Genomic DNA, 18508 nt, shown 5'->3' on the forward strand with positions numbered 1-18508 from the left:
GAATTAGAAGTTTCATTTATTAATAATAAATCATGTAATACTCCCTTTAATTTATCCCGTTTCTTCTCCAAAAGTTCTATTTCCTGTTCCATTTTGTCATATTTTAGTTTAAATAAAGATTGGTAAAAGGTATTTTTTTCGTAATTCATAGATTTTGCTAAATTTTTATAAAAAAATAGTTCTTTAATTTCATTCAAGCTAAATCCTAAATCTTTGTAATGTAATATAAGTTCTAAATCTGTTTGACAATACTCATCAAAAAAATAGTGTCCTCCTTTTTTTTCAGGAATAATGAGACTGAGATCCATATAATGTCTAATTGTATCAATACTTATGTTATTTACTTCTCCAAACTTACCGATTTTCATAATATCCCTACCATTTAGATATTTTTTTATATAGATTTCTATTTTTACCTTTAAAAATCCTTTCACCTTTTTTATCAACATTATTTATATTGTTGTGCCTAATAATATAACATGCAACTTTTGGTTTTATGTATGTCAAAATATCAGTATTAAAATTATTAAACCTCAATAAATTTATTACTTTCTACTTAATGAAATGTACCTATAAACGGACATTATAGCATCGATTTATTGAACTATTGGGGTAGGATTACTATAGAAGGTTACATAGGGATAGCATCAGGAAAATGCCAATTTACAACGATAAGGGAATTCAAAATTAAAAAGCCCAACTTCTCTGCAAATCAAAATAGAGAAATTGAGCTTTTTAGTTATTTCATTTCTTTATTGAATTCATTAACTGGAAGAAGTATTCAGGTTTATAAGTCTTATTTAGGTTATACCATGAATGTAATGCATCTGGTGTAAATACATCTATTTTTTTAAGTACCTCCATTGCAAATTCCAGAGGAGCTATTCCTGATGCAGTAACTAAATTCACATCAGATACCGCAGATTCCAACTCATAGAACTTTTCTCCTTTATAGTTAGGACATACCATTTTAGTATATTCTAAGTTATTACTTGTATGCTTTCTAGTATCCAAGTATCCCATATTCGCGAGGGCATCAGTTGCACCACAAATTGCAGCAACAATAGTGCCAATCTTTAAAGCTTGGCCAATTCTTTCCAAGATAGGTTGATGAATTTCTTCACTCCAAGTAGTCCCTCCGGGTAAAATTAAAAGATCTTTACTCTCAAGAGTACATTCATCAAGGGAAATATCTGGTTTTATGCTCAGTCCTCCCATAGTAGTAATCATTTCTTTATTAGCTCCTACTGTAATTACTTTTAAAGGTGCTAAATCTTTTTTGAAATATCTTCCTGAGTTTAGTTCAGCAATTAAATATCCATATTCCCAGTCCGACATTGTATTAAATACATATAAAAAAGCTTTTTTTGTTTGCATCTAATAACACTCCAATCACAATTTATATAGCTATTATAATATAACTTCCCTGACAGTTAACGTCAGGGAAGTTATCATACTTGATGAAATTTTATTAATTCAGACAGAACTTCAATAATTCTATTCTTAAGACTTATTGGCTCAATAACTTTAATAGATTTATTGTACGGTAAAAGTAAATAAGGTACATATGTGTGTATCATGTCTTTTTCAAGAAGAAACACTGCTTGATTTGAAGTCCGTTCTTGTAAATAATGTCCTAAAAACCAATGTTGGCAAATATCAGCCAATACACTTTTATCCCCATTAATAACCAAAGAAATAATAATTTCCTTATCTTCTATAGGTGGAAGAAGACTTTTTATAAAAAAGTCACGTGCTGAAAAATTTTCTGGCTGGTTAAACTTATTTTCGGTTAACATTAAACTTTCAATTCGATCTACTCTAAAACTACGTATATCATTCCTAAGATGACAAAATCCAATCATATACCATTTATTATTCCAATAGATAATTCTGTATGGATCGACCAATCTATAATTTAATTGCTTTTCGCCACTTTTATGGTAAAGAATTTTTACTGAGTACCCGTCAGCTACGGCCTGCTCCAACTCCTTCAAAAAAGTTTCTACAGAGAGTGAATTTAATCGACTTATTACTTCAAGACTAGTTAAATGTTGGTTTATTTTTGTTTCCTGCTCTTGATTTGAGTATTTACTTAGTTTTGAAATGGCCCTATTTAACGCTTCACCTCCATAATATCCGGCTTCTTCTGCAAAAACAGCAGCGTGAAATAGTGAAGTTTGCTCCTCAAAATCAAAAAAAAGAGGAGCCTCTACAAAATTGTTCAATAAAGTGTATCCACCGTTATGGCCTGGTTCTGAAATTATAGGTACGCCACTAGTTGAAATTGTATCAATATAACGATACACAGTCCTTATATTTATCTCTAACTTTTCTGAAATCTGTTTTGCAGTAATTTTTTCACCTGAACGTAGCATCCATAGAATTGCTAGCATATTGTCAATTTTAGGCATATAATTTCACCTCTATATGAAACTTATTTTCTATTATATATTTCCGATATTTGGTATAACTCATCAACTGTTCCTTTCCGATAGCTTTCTATATAATGAGGCCTAGACACATTTGTAATTTCATAAGTTTTTATTTACAGTCATATCTCCCTCTCTATAAAGCTTTACTGCATAATTCATTCCTGCATGATTTTTATGGTACTTCTTTGACCGACTTTTAAACTTTCCTTATTTCTTAGCTAGTTCAATGCCTTCACGCTATCGCATACGGATAAGATCACGTTCTAATCGGTTTACACCCGCCATAACAGTAATTAAGAATTGGATGTAGGGATTATCTTCTTATAAATCTAGCCATGTATCTTTTAAGGATATTAAATTTGCCTTTTTACTCCGTATGTTATCGATTAATTCAAATAAATCTTTTGTACTACGAGTAATTCGAGTTAAGTCCGTAACATAAATGATGTCACCTTCTTGTATACCCTCTAACATTTTTCGGGGTTTATTACAATACTTTGTTTATATGGAAACTTTTTCTTGAAATTAATATCCAGTCCGATTTCGTTCAGTTGCTGAAATGGCCTTGAAGAATTCTGGTTAATTGAACTGACACGTATAATAGCATAAATGGTACTGCAAGCGTAACTAGTTTCTTTACTTTCATATTAACCTTTTCCCTTAAAACTAAAGAGATTTATACCTATGCATATAAAAAGATACATCTTTTATATACTGTTGGTTAAATTTGGATGAATATTATTTTATATTGAAAAAATAAATACGTCAAAATTATTTTAGGGAAATTATACAAATCATATTATATATAGATTAGCAAGCTAATGAAAAAATGCAAAAAAAAAAAAACGAAAAACGTGTTTCTATCTGAGAATTCATAAGAAAGGATGACGTTTTTATTTCTATTTGTATGTGTAATAAATTACACCCATTTCCTTGAGAATTTTAAAGGTTTTCATCCCCAATACCTTACGAGTTATTGTTACAGATCTTGGTTTTGTACAAAAAATCGATAGAAACCAAGAAAAAGATTTTATATCTTTTTATGTTTAGAGGAGTTAAAAAATCACTACACCTCCTTCATATACGTGTAATATACAGGGATTTATAACTGCATATAGAACATAAAAAAGAGATGTTTATATTATTAATAAAATGATATACATAAGTGGAGGGTTAGAAAATGAAAATTGCAATAGTCTGTTTCGATAACTTTACCGATATAGATGTTTTTCTACCATGGGATTTATTAAATCGTGTACGTTTAGTCGGTGGTATTTCTGATTGGGATGTCCAGCTTTTAGGAACGGCAGAAACTCATATATCTATGTCTGGCTTGCGTATTCCCATGACAGGAAGCATATCTGATATCCCTTTTGCCGACGCTGTAATATTTGCAAGTGGTAAAGGTGTAAAGGATTTATATAAAAATCAACAATATATTAATAGCATTCATGTAGATCCTCAAAGACAATTAATAGGATCTATGTGTTCTGGTTCACTACTATTAGGAGCTAAAAAATTACTAACTGGTAAAAAAGCTACTACATATCCCTCCGCAGTAGAACAGCTAAAAGAATTTGATGTAGACGTTATTGAGCAAAGTTTCGTAAACGAAGGAAATATCTCGACTGCCGCGGGTTGTTTTGCTGCTCAAGAACTATCAGCTTGGATTATAAGGACCCTACTTAATGAAGAAATGGTTGATATTGTACTAGAAACTGTTCAGCCAGTAGGAAAAGGTTTATATTTTTAATCTCAAATCAAGTCAAGAAATTGCGGTTGCTCCCAAAAAACGATAAAATAAGATTTTTGTTTCGAGTTAACACAAATTTCGTTCTAGAGTGCTATAAAAATTCAACTTGATGGTGGCGTGGTGTGCACCATTTATAAATAAAAAAACCCGCGAATTATTCACGGGTTTTCTTCTTAATAACTAATTGCTATTGTTCCTTCACCTGCATGAACCGCAAATGAAATTGGTAATGGATATAATTTGAAATCCATTTCAGGGAATGCTTGTCTAATATCTGCAATCCATTCTTCAGCTCCAGCTTTATCGTTAGCATGGAACATGTGAAGTACTTTTGGTAATTCTTTTTCAAGTTCATTTTTAATATATTCTCGACATTTTTGGATTTTACGAACTTTCTTTTCAAGTAAAAGCTCTCCACCTTTTACTTCTAATATTAAGTTAACACTTAATAAACTTCCAAGTAAAAATTGCATGCCCTTTACACGGCCACTTGCATATAGACCTTTTAAACTCTTTGGGAATACATGAAAAGGTCTTCTTTTTTCATCTACTAATGTTTTGTGTATATCTTGTAAAGTCATACCATCATTGTATAACGATTTTGCTTTTCTAATTAGTTCATCCATTGGATAACTTGTTGTTTCACTATCTAATACCGTTAATGGAAAACCTGCCATTTCTGCAGCTAACTTCATATTTTGATAGGTTCCACTTACTTTTCCGCTAATAGCAACTGCAAATCCTTCTTCATATTCTTCTTTGCATTTCGTAAATAACTCTACCATTTCTCCAATATTAGGTTGTGAAGTAGTGACTGTTTTACCTTCGTTTAACGCATTATAAACACGTTCACGTACACCTTCTTCACAATCTTTGTACGAAATTCCATCAATAATAACTTCGATTGGGATAACAAAGTTATCTCCTTCTGTTTTAAAATTCGCAGTTGTACTATCAGTAATCCAAGCAACACGCTTCATGTTGTTCCTCCCTTAATTCAATTCCTCTTTTCTAATTTTTCTATATATTTATGTTATGAAAAGAGAATATCCCTGTAATAGTAACAGGACTTTATTGTTTTGGCTATAGTAGATGTATATTAAATGTGACTATTTCTTGTCTATTTCACAAATAAAAAAGAAAATCAAGGAATTTGCTCGATTTTCTTTTTATCATATACTATTTAAAAGTTTCATTATCTAAAATTACAACATAATCATTCGTTAATCGGCCAGCTTCTTTTGTATAACTAACAAGCCTTTGTATATTATCACAGCAAATTTTTGCTCCCCATACGAGTAACGGTACGCCAATAAAATCGATATGGAACCTTCTAGAAAACAGCCCACCGAAAGTCATTGGTAAAGGTACGGTTGGTGATGTATTAGAAAAAATAATCTTTTCATGACTTTGATAATGTTTTTGCAAGATTTCTCCTAAATGCTTCATCGCTGGTACAACAACTTTTGATGCGCCGCATCCAATCGTATATACAGGATGACCATGTTCATCTATGCCATGAAAAATAATTTTTCCCATATCTTCTGTTTTCAATTTATTAAAGTAATCTACATTCAAAATTTCTTCTTTCGTTAACTTGCGATCCGTTGGTAATTTATTTAAATGATACGCTGCAGCTAGTGAGGTAGTATGTGTTCCACCAAAATCTGTGTAAATGTATATCATATTATCATCCCTTGTTGTAAAAGTTCAATGTTAATTAGTATTACCGTTCTTAGCAATGTTAAACAAGGGATGAATGTATTTACGCTTTTTGTGTTAATTCATTATATTTTTTCCAAATATAATAACGTCTACTAATCACAGTGCCTAATGTAATACATAAAAAGGCATTTGTTACAACCATTAATGTCTGGTGCGTACTACCCGAAAACATACTTTGTTTAATCATAATTTTTGCTCCTAAAATAACAAAAAGGATTATTGTACTTACCCAATTTCCTTTTCGTAGTACATGACCTGTTTCACTATCTAATCGAAATGTTAAAGCTCTTCCCCGTATAATCCCAAGACATAAGCCAATTCCAAGCATTACAACAAACAGTAGTCCTTGCAGCAAAGTTATTTGTCCCATATGAATAATGGATTGAACTGTTACAAAACACAACAAAGCCGGAATGAGCCAAATACGGTTTATTTTCACTTTTCGTTCTTTACTTTGCATCAAAACAATAATAAGAACAACAAGTAAAATATCCATTTAGAATCCTCCTATAAACTTGTTTATCTTTAAAGATTATATTCTCCTCTTTTCATTCCATACTTGAAATACGATAGCTACTTTCAAGTGTAAGATGGAAAATGTGATTTCTCATCAGCCTTAAGCATTATTTATAAAAATAAAAAAACGTACTTTTTACTCGTACGCCTTTAATAACTCGTTTAAACTCCTATTTATCAACTAATTCCACACCTTTAGAATTAGCTTTACCCAACACTCGAATGTTAAATTTATTAATAGCTTTTAAAAAGATAATATAAATACAATATCCAACAATAGAACCTATAACATTACAGATCACATCATCAATATCAGTAATACGTCCCACTCCACTAAATAAAGACTCAATTAATTGTAGCAATTCAATACTAGCTGATATAGAAAATCCTAATAAAATTGTATTTTTGAATTTCTTATATTTATCCCATAGGATTGGTGCTAAAAATCCTAAAGGCATTAATAATAAAATATTCCCGCCTACATTTCTTACAATTAGACCAATCATAAATAGGGTATCTCCATCATAAGCACTACCAATTTGATTGATGTCTTTAATAATTGATGCGAATGGTATTATATTGACCGAGCGATTCAGATTTTCAATATTAAAAGGAAAACCGATTGGTAAAGGGAATAAAGTTACTGCAACAACCATACAAATGTAGATCACAAATAAAAAACTTATTATTTCTTTCCACCAAATTACATGTTTTGTATTTTTGGTACCAATTAATATTCCACGTACAATTAAATAACAAATAACTCCTAAAATAATAAACACACTACCGTTAATCATATACAAATTGTTAACACATCCTTTCATATGAATTAATAATAAAAATTTACAACTATATAGTAATGTTTTCTAATTTAAAAATCCATATAATTATATATAATTGTACAGAATTACAAAAAAACTTATTTAATAAATAAAGGGTTCCTCGTTAACTAAAATATTTTTCAAAACAGAAACAATCATGAACCCGTTTAAATTATTTTCGTATCTCTTCTTTTAAATCCATATAATTAAAAAGCTCTTTCTATTTCTGTCATTAATTTTTCAGGTCCTGCCCCTTTATTCGACGTAATAACTAAAGTTATTCCTAATTCTGGATATATAGCCGAGCGAAAACTGACGCCTGGATCATATCCCATTACATGATATTTGAATACCTTGTTCTCTCGTGTTTCAATCCATATTCCATAGCCGTAGGACTGTTTATCATTTACTTGAATGTGAGGAGTTAAAAGTAATTTTGTATATTCCTTTCCTAAAATTTCATTATTAATAGGGCCGCCCAAAATTTCAGCATGTCTGGCGCAGTAACATATGCACCTCCATCAGCTCCTCCTTTTATCGGTATAGAGTAGGCGTTTGTTCTCCAATTTTGGTTGGTTTCGTCCTTTATATATCCTAGAGCTGTATGTCTTGGTAATCTATCTAACGAAAAATAGCCAGAATCATTCATGCCAATCGGATTAAAAATGTTCTTTTCTATATACTCCGTAAATTTAAGTCCCGTCTGTTCTTCTATTATTAATCCAAGTATAATAAAACCTGCATTGTTGTAGTGAAACTTAGTTCCAGGTGCAAACATCATATTACTTTTTTGGAATAATGGTAAAAAGTCTTTTAAGCTCTTTAATAGATACATAGGTGTTTGTTTCCAAAGATCTTCGAAGTTATCCATAATACTTTCATCAAAATAATCTGGTATACCAGCGCTATGCGTTAGTAGTTGATGTATTGTAATATCTTCATCGAAGTTTGAAAATTTTATCTCTAGACAATCTTTTAATTTTGTATGAAAAGAAATAAAACCTTTTTCAACAAGTTGACAGATGCCAATTGCAGTGAAAATTTTACATCCTGAGGCAATGCCAAATCTTGTTTGTATCGTATTGTTTATACATTCACTTTGGTTTGCGTAACCCAAAGCTTTTTCATAGACTAAGTCTTTTTCTTTTTTTACTAAAACTACTCCAGAGAAATCTATTTTCTTTTGTATTTCTTTTATAATTTTATCAATTTCATCTTTTGTTTTTATCACGACAACCACCCTTATCTTTCGGTATTGTTCTTTCCCCTTATTGATTTTTCCATATAAAGGGGAAAGAACCCTTTTATTAAATACGATAAATTGTTAATGAGAACACAAAGTTCATTTCGAATTTATCCCGCTATTTGTGGGCAGTAAGACCCCCATCTCAAAATTCAGCGAAAGCAAAGAAGTTAAGTAGGGATCGGGCTGCCCGTAAAAGCCCGCTTGGTGAGGGCTGATAATCAGTGGGGGGGATGCCCCCTGATTAAAGTTTCACTTTATTGATTCAGTAAAATACAACTTAGATTGTGATGGGAATAAAGTAAACACACACAAGACGATAGTAATAAATAACATGATGAATGAACCTACAATAACTACAAGTTGTATAGAAATGAACTGAGTCGCAACACCAGATAATATTGTAATAAAGATTGTTACTAACGCAATAACAAGTCCATATATACTCCCGATCCGTCCCATTATATGAACGGGAACGTTATTTTGGTAAAATGTATAAAATCCTGTATTTGCATATGCCATAGAGAAAGATAAAATAAAGAATCCAATAGCAGCTATTAAAAATACATTTGAAAAAGCATAAATTAAATAACCAATTGCGATGAATAATGATCCTATTCCAATTAGAAATGAAGGTGCTAATTTCTTTGATAAAATTGTATTTGTTATGGCACCTAAAATAATTCCTGCACCAGCTATACTAACTAGAAAACCGTATTCGCTATCTGTTAGTAGTAATACCTCTTTCGCAAACGATAGTTCAAGTGAATCAGTAGCAGTTGCTAATACGAACATACTTTGAAATAAGAAATACACACATACGACATACACATGTTTTCTACTAAAATTTATAACAGTGTTCCAATCTTTTTTTAATACTGTAAGAGATAATGTATTACTAGTTGTATCCAAATCTTCTTTCTTATCAGGATTAGGTAAAAGTAATGTAATGAATCCTGATAAGAGAAATGCTATAGCGTTTATATATATAGCAATCTCTGGTGTACTCGCAATTAATAAAACCCCTGCTATCGCTGGACCAATTAAAAATGCACCAGATCCTATTAAACTACGTAATGAGTTGAAACGTTGTCTTTGTTCTACTGGAATTAATTTCGTCATATACGTCATAGCAGTTGGCTCATAAATTGCACTGGCCATACTTATAAAGAATACAAATACATAAACAATCCAAAGTGACGGAAGTAAAGGTAAAATAGCGATAAATAACGCCCGATATATATCGAGGTGAATCATTAATTTCCGTTTATTTAAACGATCAATCATACTCCCAGACCAAGCGTTTGTAAATAAAGTGGCTAATGGTTTTATTACATATAAAGCAGCAACAGCTAAGGCTGATCCACCCATATTATAGACAAGTACATTCAGTGCTATTAAGTAAATCCATGCCCCTAAATTCGCAATACCAACACCGGACAGTAGTAATAAAGGATATTTCCAATCTTTAAGAAAGTTTTTCATTTTTGGCCCCCGCTTTCCAAATTGTTTTAAAACAATAAAAAAATCCCACCCCCAAGACTTTTAATCTTAGGGACGAGATTTATCATCGCGGTGCCACCCTAGTTTGTTAATATGTCACCATATTAACCTTATCAGGTACTGCATTCTAACTCATGCTTATACCATAGCTCTATAACGGGAGCTCCCGTCACACCATCCCCTAATAATAGGTTCCGATGCGCTGCTCAGAGGCTTGGTTCAATAAAGAATTTTTACTCCTTTTCAGCTAAATGGAGCTCTCTGTGAAAAATTCATTTTATTTACTCTTCTCTTCACTGCATTTAATTTTTTCCATATTATCACATATCCATTTAACTGTAAATAAAAAATAATCAGATATTTATATTTTCGTCATTTTTGCTTTACGACCAATTCGACATACGAAACGCATTAGCTTTTTATGAAGATAAGGAAATAAAGTAAAGAATACGTCCATCGTTTTTTTTAATGGCATTGGACAAATTACTAATTTATTTTTATGAATAGCTTTCAGTGCAATTTCAGCAAACTTGTCAGCTGAAATTGGCTTATTTGTTTTTAGTTGTTTTATAATTTGATTCTTATTCATATTAATTGCAATTGATTTTTCAAATATGGGTGTATCTACAAAAGTTGGACAAAGCACACTTACATTTACACCGTATTCTTCCGCCTCATAATGTAATGAAGTTGTTAAACCTACGATAGCATGTTTGGTTGTTGCATACGCGGTACAAAGGGGAGCTGGTCCTAAACCAGTTGCAGAAGCAGTATTAATGATATGACCAAACCCTTGTTTTTTCATGAATTGGTAAGCCAATTGTGTCCCGAAAATTACTCCTAATAAATTTATTTCAATAATATGTTTCCAATCATCCAAAGACATATCGTATACTTCTCCATACATAGCAATTCCTGCATTATTAAACATATAATCAATTCTACCAAACTCATTAACTATTTTTATAATAAGTTCTTCTATGGATCCAGCGTTAGTAACATCTAAATATTCGAACCTAGCTAGTTGATTATTATTTTTTATATTATTCACAAGGTTCTGGCCACAGGCTTCATTAATATCAGCGATAATTACAAATATATCTTTATTTGCTAATTGAATGGCTAAAGCTTTACCAATACCAGAAGCGCCGCCAGTTATAATTGCGACTCTTTGCTCATCCATATAAATAACCTCCTGTTGTTTATACATATAATGAAAACGGACGAGTGTAAGGATTTGAACAATCGTTCTAATTCGCTTGTCACGCTACATATATTTGTTTGAAATAGAGAGTAAAAAAATTTTAATAGCTTCTTCAAATAAAACTTCTAATTTCTCCATTTCAATTGAATGAATGAATTGACATAATCCACCTAGCCATGCACCTAATAAAAGGCATGAACCCTCAACATTTTTCATATAAAACTCACCACTTTTTATACCTTCATCTAAAATTTGTTGATATACCTTTAAAGGGACAACAGCTAAACCATAAAGTTGTTGAACTGTAGAAGGATTCGTGCTCGGATCAGAGGCAAGTTCTTGCCCCGCTCTTAATAACGGCGTTTTGTAATTATAAAGTACAAATTTAGCCATTCCATATAATTTTTCAGTTGCGTTTGTATACTTTTTTTCTGCCATTTTCCATTTATCATGCCAGTTTTTCATACTGTCTTTAGCTAAATAAACAAATAATTCTTCTTTATTTTTATAATGATAATATATATGTCCTTTACTATAACCAGAGGCTTTAGCAATGTTATCAATGGAGGTTCTTGTATACCCTTTTAAGGAAAATAACTCTATCGCTTTTTCTCCTATTATTTCTTTGGCTAAATCACTATCATATCGTCTTTTATTCAATGTAGACTCCTTCCATCGTTTAATACAAAAATTGAACAATCGTTCTAATTTCAATATATGTAAGTTTTTTTGTTTTAGTAACTGTTAAGTATTTTATTTATTGTTTTTTCTGAAAATTACGGTGCGTGAAATTACTTACAGCTCTAAAGAAAGAGCCATTTGCATCTAGCTCCTTCCAAATACCTGAATTAATTCGTATTCGCCTCTGTTAACGGTTGTAACGGCGGTTCTAATTCTAGTTCTAGTGTATCTCCTTCATGTAAATCTTGTCCTTTTTCAATACTTTGGCTCGTTACATAACCTGTACCAGAAGTTTTCAAATCTAATTTCAAAAGCTTAGAGAAATACATAACATCACGCATGGACCAACCTTTTACATTTGGCATTTGTGCGTTATTCCCTAATAAAAATATACGATCACCTTCACTCATTACCTCGCCAGACTGTGGATATTGTTTTATTATTTTTCCTTCTCCTAAAATTACCGGCTGTAGCTTCTCTTTTTCTACACTTTTCTCTGCTGTACCCATCGATTGATTTACATAATTTTGTACTTTTAATTGAGATTGTTTCGCTGCATCAGCTATTTGTTTTTCGGTATACGGTTTCACCTTTAAATATTCAAGGCTGTTTTTTATAACAGGTTTAAATATTTCAGCAAGAGGCTGAGCTCCATACTCATCTCCTTTTAACTTTGGCTGCTTAATAGCTAAGTATACGATTAACTCCGGATCATCAATTGGAGCCATTCCTAAAAAGGAGAAAATGTAATTCTCTTTCCCTTCCATATATCGGCCGTTTTCAGGATTCGGGATTTGTGCTGTTCCTGTCTTACCTCCAATTGGATAACCATCCACTTTATACATTGTACCAGTTCCTTTTGAAGATGTTATAACACGCTCCATTAAGCTTCTAACCTTGTCCGCTGTTACTTTTTTTATCGGATTCCCAATTTCTTTCGGTTGATTTTCCATAATAACTTCTTTATTTGTTGGATTTACAACTTTATCAACGATATATGGTTGCATCATTTTCCCGTCATTTGCTATAGCAGTAGCCGCTTGGATTAATTGAATCGGAGTTACTGTAGAACCTTGACCGAAAGAAGTTGTAACCTGTTGAATTTGCGTATTTAATAATAAAGTATTTTTACTTTCTCCAGGTAAATCTATTCCTGTTTTTTGATTGAATCCAAATTTATTCATATATTGCTTAAATTTATTTGGTTTCAGTAACTGATCTTCTAAAATAGAAAAAGCTACGTTTGATGATCTTTCAAAACCTTCATCAAATGTAATTGATCCCCATCCAAATCCACCATTATGATCTTTTATATCAGAGGAACCAACGGAATATTTTCCAGATTGAAAATATTCTTTTCCGTTATATACACCTTCATTAATGGCAGCTGCTAACGTAAAAACTTTCATAGTTGAACCTGGTTCATATGCATTTGCAATCGGATCATTTAAAAAGTATTCGATATCACCTACATTAGGATTGTAACTAGGTTTACTAGCCATCGCTAAAACCTTTCCTGTTTTTGGCTCAGCAATAATGCCAATTAACATAGAAGGATCATAATGCTCTTGTGCTTTGTTCATCGCTTCTTCTAAAAAGCTATTAATTTGTTTATCAAGCGTTAAATACACGTTATTCCCATTTTTAGCAGGTTCTACTTTACCTATATCATTTGTAAGCGGAATCCCCCTTCGTGTACCCACATATTCTATATTCCCGTTTGTCGAGCGCAAATATTTATCCAAACTCTTTTCAAGCCCAAACTTCCCTTCCGTATTCCCTTTATCATCTGGTCTAGCAAAACCCAGTATATAGGATGCAAAGTCTTCATTCGGATACACTCTTGCTTTTTCCGACATAAAAGATACACCTGGTATTTTTAAATCATTAATTTTTCCCTTCTTTTCCCTAGATAAGTTCCGACCAATTTTCCCAATTTCAACTTGCGTACGCCCTTCATGAAAGTTTTTTAATACTTCTTCTTTATCAATTTCAAGCGCATCGGCTAATTGTTGTGCGGTTTCATCTTTATTTTTCACTTTATCTTTTCCTTTTAAATTCACAACAACTCGATATGTTGTAGAATCTTGTACTAACACCTTTCCCGTTTGGTCATAGATAGTGCCACGATTCGCTTCTAAAACACCTTTTTTATTATGTTGTTCATCCGCGAGGTCCTTTACATTTACATTATGCACGACTCCTACTGCCTGAATATAGACTATACGCAAAATCATAATAAGAAACAAAACAATAAAAGCAATCATCATATATCGAGCGCCTTTATTCGTTTGAAGTTTTTGCATACTTATCTCCTCTCTTTTGGAATGGATTCGTACGAAGATGCGTTTTATAATTTGTAGTTTTTGTTTACGATACTATATGTTTCGAAGTTTTCTTTTTAATTCCTTTAAAACAATACGAAACTAACTATTGTTATTTTTTGTTTTTGTTTTATTTCATTAAAATACGGTGCGTGAAATTTCTGAATATTAACTTCACCAAAACTTGATTGCATAGCACTCTAAACTCTTTTCTTATTTACTATAAAAAGTTCCCCTCTGGATTTCCAAAGGGGAACTTTTTATAAGAAAATTATGCGATATGGTTATATTTTGCTAAGAAAGGAATTCGATTCGCTACTAATGCATACATTTTGAATACGAATTTCGCTATTGGTTCAAACATACGTGTACTTTGCATTACTAAACCGCTCGTAACAAGTGTTATGAAAGCTGCACCAAGTATATCTAAAGGATAATGAACACCTACATACATACGTGATATACCGACTAACACTGCCCATAAGAGCGCGATATATTTCAGTTTTTCTCCTCTAAGAATAAATACAAAGGCAATTGAAAATACAAGTACAGAATGATCACTAACGAATGATGAATCTGCTGCGTGTGGTACTAATTGGTGTACATCATGTGATACGAACGGACGCGGATGGTAATATACTGCGTGTATAAGAACATTTACTACTAATGCAATAATAACCGAAAGCGTCGTATATAAAACTGTATATTGTTTTCTAATTGCATTCTCTTTCTTTCCATTATTAAACCATAAGATAAGCATAAATAAAATGGCTACGTATGCAGCGCTATTTGTAATTGCAACCATTATTGTATCTAATAGTTTGGATGAATCAGCAAAATTATTAAACCACTGAAATACTGTGTAATTCATAATACTCTCTCCCTACTTACAAGTGTTCTTGATTTACACAGTATACAATACCATTATGAAAATGGGCTTAAACTTTTTTCATCTAATTCTCATTTTACTATTACTCATTTGACAATTATAAAACAAATTTTATACGCTATTTATGTATAAAGCCGGTAAACCTTTATAATAAGGCGGTTCGTATTTTTTTCATGTTTGGAATACATAACATGTTCATTTAAATATACTAATTGCAAAATCATATTTTTTAATTCATTTGAAGTACAATATTTCCGAATTGTTCTCCATGTTCCATACGGCTTAGTGCTCGAATTGCTTCTTCTAACGAGTAAACTTTATCAATAATTGGTTTAATTTGATGTTTTTCTATAAACTTTATCATCTCATTAAATTCCTCACGGCTACCCATGGATGTTCCCATAATATCAATTTGATTGTAAAATAGCGCGCGTAATGGTAATTCAATTTTATCTCCTGAGCTTGCACCAAAATTCACGATTCTTCCGTTTGGTTTTAATACATCAAAATATTTCAAAAAAGTTGCTGGACCTATACTATCTATTATTAAATCTACTTTTTCACCTTGTAAGCTCTCTTCCCAATTTCCGGCACTATGAAAAGAAATATCTGCACCATATTTTGCAGCAAGTTCCATTTTATTCTCTACCCTTGAAGTAACACTCACTTTTGCGCCAATTGCTTTCGCGAATAACATGGCAAATGTAGCAACACCACCGCCTATTCCCGGAATTAAAACGTGTTCGCCGCACTTCAATCTCCCTTTTGTAAAAAGCGCTCTATATGCAGTTAATGCGGATAAAGATAAAACACCTGATTCTTCCCAAGTAAGATATGACGGCTTTTCTACAACATTTTCAACTGGTACAATTACATATTCAGCAAACGTTCCATCTTTCGGTCCACCTAGCACTTCCGGTAACTCCGGTACTTCAGTAGCATGTTCCCATCCAATACTAGGATTAATAATAACTTCTGTATGTAATATGTTATCAGAAACACCGTTTCCAATTTCCGTAACAATACCTGCACCATCTGATCCTAAGATTAAAGGTAATTGTATTTCTTTTCTATTATTCATAATAAATAAATCCCGATGATTTAAGCCTGCTGATTTTAACTTCACTTTAACTTCCCCATCATTAAGTGCTCTCTCAGGTGATATTTTATATTCTACACCGTCAAATCCAGTTTTATATTGATGTACGATAGCTTTCATTATTATTCCCCCTTAATAATTTTAATGTACTAGAAATTTCGAAATAAACAAAATGATTTGATCGTAAAAAAAGAAGGAATGCAAGAAGCACCCTTTCTTTGAAGGCTTATTTTATTATACATGGTAATGTAATCGTAACGATTGTTCCTTCATTTTCTTTACTCTCTATTTTAATAGCTCCTTTATATTTTTCTACAAGTCGTTTTGCAATAGACAAACCTAGTCCGTTTCCACCTTGTTTTCGACTTCTCGCTTTGTCAACTCGGTAAAACCGATTAAGAACAAATGGTAAATCGGATTCAGGTATTCCCGCTCCATGATCTATTACACGAATTTTAACTTTCCCTGATTGTAAACTGGATTCTATGCAAATATATTTATTAACCTCTTTTGTATACTTAACTGCATTATCCATTATGATAATAATAATTTGTTCTAAGTAAGATGATGGCATTGACACATAAGCCTCGTCATCCCCGAATTTCATATCAAATTGAAAATCACTTTGGAGTACTACAAAGTTTTGTGTAACATGTTTTAATACGCTATTTACATGGACTGGCTCAGCTGCTATTGGATACATTTGTTCAGATTCAGCTCTTGATAGTTCTAGCAATTCTGAAACTAATTTATTTAAACGCTCTACTTCCTTTAAACTAGATTGAAGAGATTTATCTAATACTGCTGGATCATTTTTCCCCCATCGGTTTAACATCGCTAAGTGACCATGAATAATTGTTAACGGTGTTCTTAGTTCATGAGATGCGTCTTCGACAAACTGTTTCTGTTGTGCAAAAGAAGTTTCTACTTCATCCATCATCTCGTTAAAGAGAAATGATAATTTTGCAAGCTCATCATTATTTTCTCGTACTGGAACCCGTTCATTTAGTCCATTCTTTTTAATACGTTTCATCGTATCTGTTATATTTTGAACACTTGATAATAGTTTCTTCGTTATAAGAATCCCACCTAAAAAACTAAATATCAATCCAAATATTCCAGCAATAAGCATTACCACTAAAATAACTTTTAATAAATAATCAAATGTCTCTAGGTTTTTCGTAAGTTCAATAGTGCCAGTAAACTCTTTCGTTTTAATTGGTATGCGCTTAACTAATATTCGATCTTCTAAATGCCTTTTTATAAATGACTCATCTTTTATAACCTGTTTCGGCTTTATCCACGTTTCATTAAAATCTCGTGAAACAGTAATAATCGGCTCCCCATCCATGTCAATAATACGAATCATTTGATGCTTATCAATCATATTGTTTAGAAAATCTTTACTGTTTTCAAATGTTTTACTCGAAAGGGTATCATTTTTATCTTGGAAATATGCCGCTATTTCCGTCACTTGCCTATTTATTTGTTTCTGTTCATAATCTATAGTCCACTTATTGATTACAATAAACTGCAAAGCACTATATAAGATGAATAAAATAAATACTAGTGTAGTGGACCAAAGTGTTAGTTTCCACTTTATAGGTAGATTTCGAATTCGAAACATAATATTTTTTATCATTTCATTATATATCCCGCACCACGGACTGTTTGGATATACTCCTCCTTATCTACACTATGTAACTTGTTTCGCAAATAACGAACATATACATCAACGATATTTGTCTCAACAATTGCATCATATCCCCATACTTGGTCCAGTAAAACATCACGAGTAAGTACGCGATTAATATTTTTCATAAACATAAGCAATAACTCGAATTCTTTATTTGTAAGTTCAATTTCTTCATTTCCTTTAGTTATAGTTCGAGATTCAATCTGAAGCTGCAAATCTTTGAATGTAAGAAATGAAACCTGCTTGTTTTCAATATGTTCTTCTCTTCTAAATATCACTCTCATACGTGCTAACAGTTCTTCAATTGCAAATGGTTTCGGAAGATAATCATCCGCTCCACTATCTAAACCTGTCACACGGTCCATAATACTATCACGAGCAGTCAGCATAATAATAGGTGTATTTTTAGTCGCTCTTAGTCGACGACATACCTCTAGTCCATTTAATCCAGGCAGCATTAAATCAAGCAAAATGAGATCGTAATTCTTTTCAAGTGCTGCGCTTAACCCTTTTCTTCCATCTAGTTGTATATCTACTTTATACCCTTCATATTTTAGTTCTAATTCTAGAAAATCTGCTAAACTTTCCTCATCCTCAATAATTAAAATGTGTTGCAACG

The 18508-nt window shown here is 31.9% G+C and carries 16 protein-coding genes, 3 pseudogenes and 1 other annotated feature; of the genes and pseudogenes, 1 reads left to right on the plus strand and 18 read right to left on the minus strand.

The window, feature by feature from the left end; translation table 11 throughout:
• The 4 genes and pseudogenes from GBN91_RS22850 to GBN91_RS29320 form a co-directional block, all read right to left on the minus strand.
• Positions 1-449 (minus strand): MerR family transcriptional regulator (locus tag GBN91_RS22850; protein ID WP_152122409.1); only part of this gene is annotated, 449 nt, incomplete at its 3' end.
• A gap of 295 nt (positions 450-744) precedes the next feature.
• Positions 745-1377 (minus strand): type 1 glutamine amidotransferase family protein, encoded by a 633-nt coding sequence (locus GBN91_RS22860; protein ID WP_048567649.1) that lies wholly within the window; start codon positions 1375-1377, stop codon positions 745-747.
• A gap of 74 nt (positions 1378-1451) precedes the next feature.
• A complete protein-coding gene (locus GBN91_RS22865) occupies positions 1452-2414 on the minus strand; it encodes a helix-turn-helix transcriptional regulator (protein ID WP_152122413.1) in 963 nt (320 codons plus the stop codon).
• A 63-nt stretch (positions 2415-2477) separates the two neighbouring features.
• Positions 2478-3046: pseudogene (locus tag GBN91_RS29320) on the minus strand (recombinase family protein).
• 569 nt (positions 3047-3615) lie between these two features.
• Here GBN91_RS29320 and GBN91_RS22875 point away from each other — a divergent pair.
• Positions 3616-4188, plus strand: a complete 573-nt coding sequence (locus GBN91_RS22875) for a DJ-1/PfpI family protein (RefSeq protein WP_087875417.1) — start codon at positions 3616-3618, stop codon at positions 4186-4188.
• 173 nt (positions 4189-4361) lie between these two features.
• Here GBN91_RS22875 and GBN91_RS22880 read toward each other — a convergent pair whose 3' ends face one another.
• From GBN91_RS22880 to GBN91_RS22945, 14 genes and pseudogenes are all read right to left on the minus strand, one after another.
• Entirely contained in the window at positions 4362-5168 is an 807-nt protein-coding gene (locus tag GBN91_RS22880; protein ID WP_000831921.1) for a DegV family protein, read from the minus strand.
• Between the two features lie 199 nt (positions 5169-5367).
• Positions 5368-5874 (minus strand): DUF3189 family protein, encoded by a 507-nt coding sequence (locus tag GBN91_RS22885; protein ID WP_000639421.1) that lies wholly within the window; start codon positions 5872-5874, stop codon positions 5368-5370.
• A gap of 79 nt (positions 5875-5953) precedes the next feature.
• Entirely contained in the window at positions 5954-6409 is a 456-nt protein-coding gene (locus GBN91_RS22890; protein WP_152122415.1) for a CcdC protein domain-containing protein, read from the minus strand.
• Between the two features lie 190 nt (positions 6410-6599).
• Complete coding sequence (locus tag GBN91_RS22895) at positions 6600-7232, minus strand: VanZ family protein (protein WP_000281849.1); 633 nt, start codon at positions 7230-7232, stop codon at positions 6600-6602.
• A 142-nt stretch (positions 7233-7374) separates the two neighbouring features.
• Positions 7375-7443 (minus strand): annotated as a pseudogene (locus tag GBN91_RS29620) (GNAT family N-acetyltransferase); the annotation flags it as partial.
• A gap of 13 nt (positions 7444-7456) precedes the next feature.
• Positions 7457-8481, minus strand: a pseudogene (locus GBN91_RS22905) (serine hydrolase domain-containing protein).
• Positions 8482-8745: 264 nt separating this feature from the next.
• A complete protein-coding gene (locus GBN91_RS22910; protein ID WP_000787868.1) occupies positions 8746-9978 on the minus strand; it encodes an MFS transporter in 1233 nt (410 codons plus the stop codon).
• A 65-nt stretch (positions 9979-10043) separates the two neighbouring features.
• Positions 10044-10302, minus strand: a binding site (T-box leader).
• Between the two features lie 55 nt (positions 10303-10357).
• A complete protein-coding gene (locus GBN91_RS22915) occupies positions 10358-11179 on the minus strand; it encodes an SDR family NAD(P)-dependent oxidoreductase (protein WP_152122417.1) in 822 nt (273 codons plus the stop codon).
• Positions 11180-11263: 84 nt separating this feature from the next.
• The gene (locus GBN91_RS22920) at positions 11264-11860 is read right to left on the minus strand and encodes a TetR/AcrR family transcriptional regulator (protein ID WP_098286901.1); all 597 of its coding nucleotides are present in this window, start codon (positions 11858-11860) and stop codon (positions 11264-11266) included.
• 188 nt (positions 11861-12048) lie between these two features.
• Entirely contained in the window at positions 12049-14187 is a 2139-nt protein-coding gene (locus GBN91_RS22925; RefSeq protein ID WP_152122418.1) for a penicillin-binding protein, read from the minus strand.
• Positions 14188-14476: 289 nt separating this feature from the next.
• Positions 14477-15076 carry an undecaprenyl-diphosphatase gene (locus GBN91_RS22930; protein WP_152122420.1) on the minus strand — a complete coding sequence of 200 codons (600 nt, stop codon included), beginning with the start codon at positions 15074-15076 and terminating at the stop codon, positions 14477-14479.
• Between the two features lie 247 nt (positions 15077-15323).
• Positions 15324-16313 carry a zinc-binding dehydrogenase gene (locus GBN91_RS22935; RefSeq protein ID WP_152122422.1) on the minus strand — a complete coding sequence of 330 codons (990 nt, stop codon included), beginning with the start codon at positions 16311-16313 and terminating at the stop codon, positions 15324-15326.
• A gap of 106 nt (positions 16314-16419) precedes the next feature.
• A complete protein-coding gene (locus GBN91_RS22940) occupies positions 16420-17835 on the minus strand; it encodes a HAMP domain-containing sensor histidine kinase (protein WP_152122424.1) in 1416 nt (471 codons plus the stop codon).
• Complete coding sequence (locus tag GBN91_RS22945) at positions 17832-18506, minus strand: response regulator transcription factor (RefSeq protein WP_001163828.1); 675 nt, start codon at positions 18504-18506, stop codon at positions 17832-17834. Before GBN91_RS22945 ends, GBN91_RS22940 begins: the two co-directional genes overlap by 4 nt.
• Positions 18507-18508: the final 2 nt, after the last annotated feature.

Source organism: Bacillus sp. B1-WWTP-T-0.5-Post-4 (assembly GCF_009183795.1).
Taxonomy (GTDB): domain Bacteria; phylum Bacillota; class Bacilli; order Bacillales; family Bacillaceae_G; genus Bacillus_A; species Bacillus_A cereus.

Coding starts and splice junctions, on each gene's coding strand:
- GBN91_RS22865 (WP_152122413.1), bottom strand. CDS start 2,414: ATGCCTAAAATTGACAATATGCTAGCAATTCTATGGATGCTACGTTCA.
- GBN91_RS22885 (WP_000639421.1), bottom strand. CDS start 5,874: ATGATATACATTTACACAGATTTTGGTGGAACACATACTACCTCACTA.
- GBN91_RS22915 (WP_152122417.1), bottom strand. CDS start 11,179: ATGGATGAGCAAAGAGTCGCAATTATAACTGGCGGCGCTTCTGGTATT.
- GBN91_RS22910 (WP_000787868.1), bottom strand. CDS start 9,978: ATGAAAAACTTTCTTAAAGATTGGAAATATCCTTTATTACTACTGTCC.
- GBN91_RS22925 (WP_152122418.1), bottom strand. CDS start 14,187: ATGCAAAAACTTCAAACGAATAAAGGCGCTCGATATATGATGATTGCT.
- GBN91_RS22890 (WP_152122415.1), bottom strand. CDS start 6,409: ATGGATATTTTACTTGTTGTTCTTATTATTGTTTTGATGCAAAGTAAA.
- GBN91_RS22940 (WP_152122424.1), bottom strand. CDS start 17,835: ATGATAAAAAATATTATGTTTCGAATTCGAAATCTACCTATAAAGTGG.
- GBN91_RS22930 (WP_152122420.1), bottom strand. CDS start 15,076: ATGAATTACACAGTATTTCAGTGGTTTAATAATTTTGCTGATTCATCC.
- GBN91_RS22935 (WP_152122422.1), bottom strand. CDS start 16,313: ATGAAAGCTATCGTACATCAATATAAAACTGGATTTGACGGTGTAGAA.
- GBN91_RS22860 (WP_048567649.1), bottom strand. CDS start 1,377: ATGCAAACAAAAAAAGCTTTTTTATATGTATTTAATACAATGTCGGAC.
- GBN91_RS22875 (WP_087875417.1), top strand. CDS start 3,616: ATGAAAATTGCAATAGTCTGTTTCGATAACTTTACCGATATAGATGTT.
- GBN91_RS22880 (WP_000831921.1), bottom strand. CDS start 5,168: ATGAAGCGTGTTGCTTGGATTACTGATAGTACAACTGCGAATTTTAAA.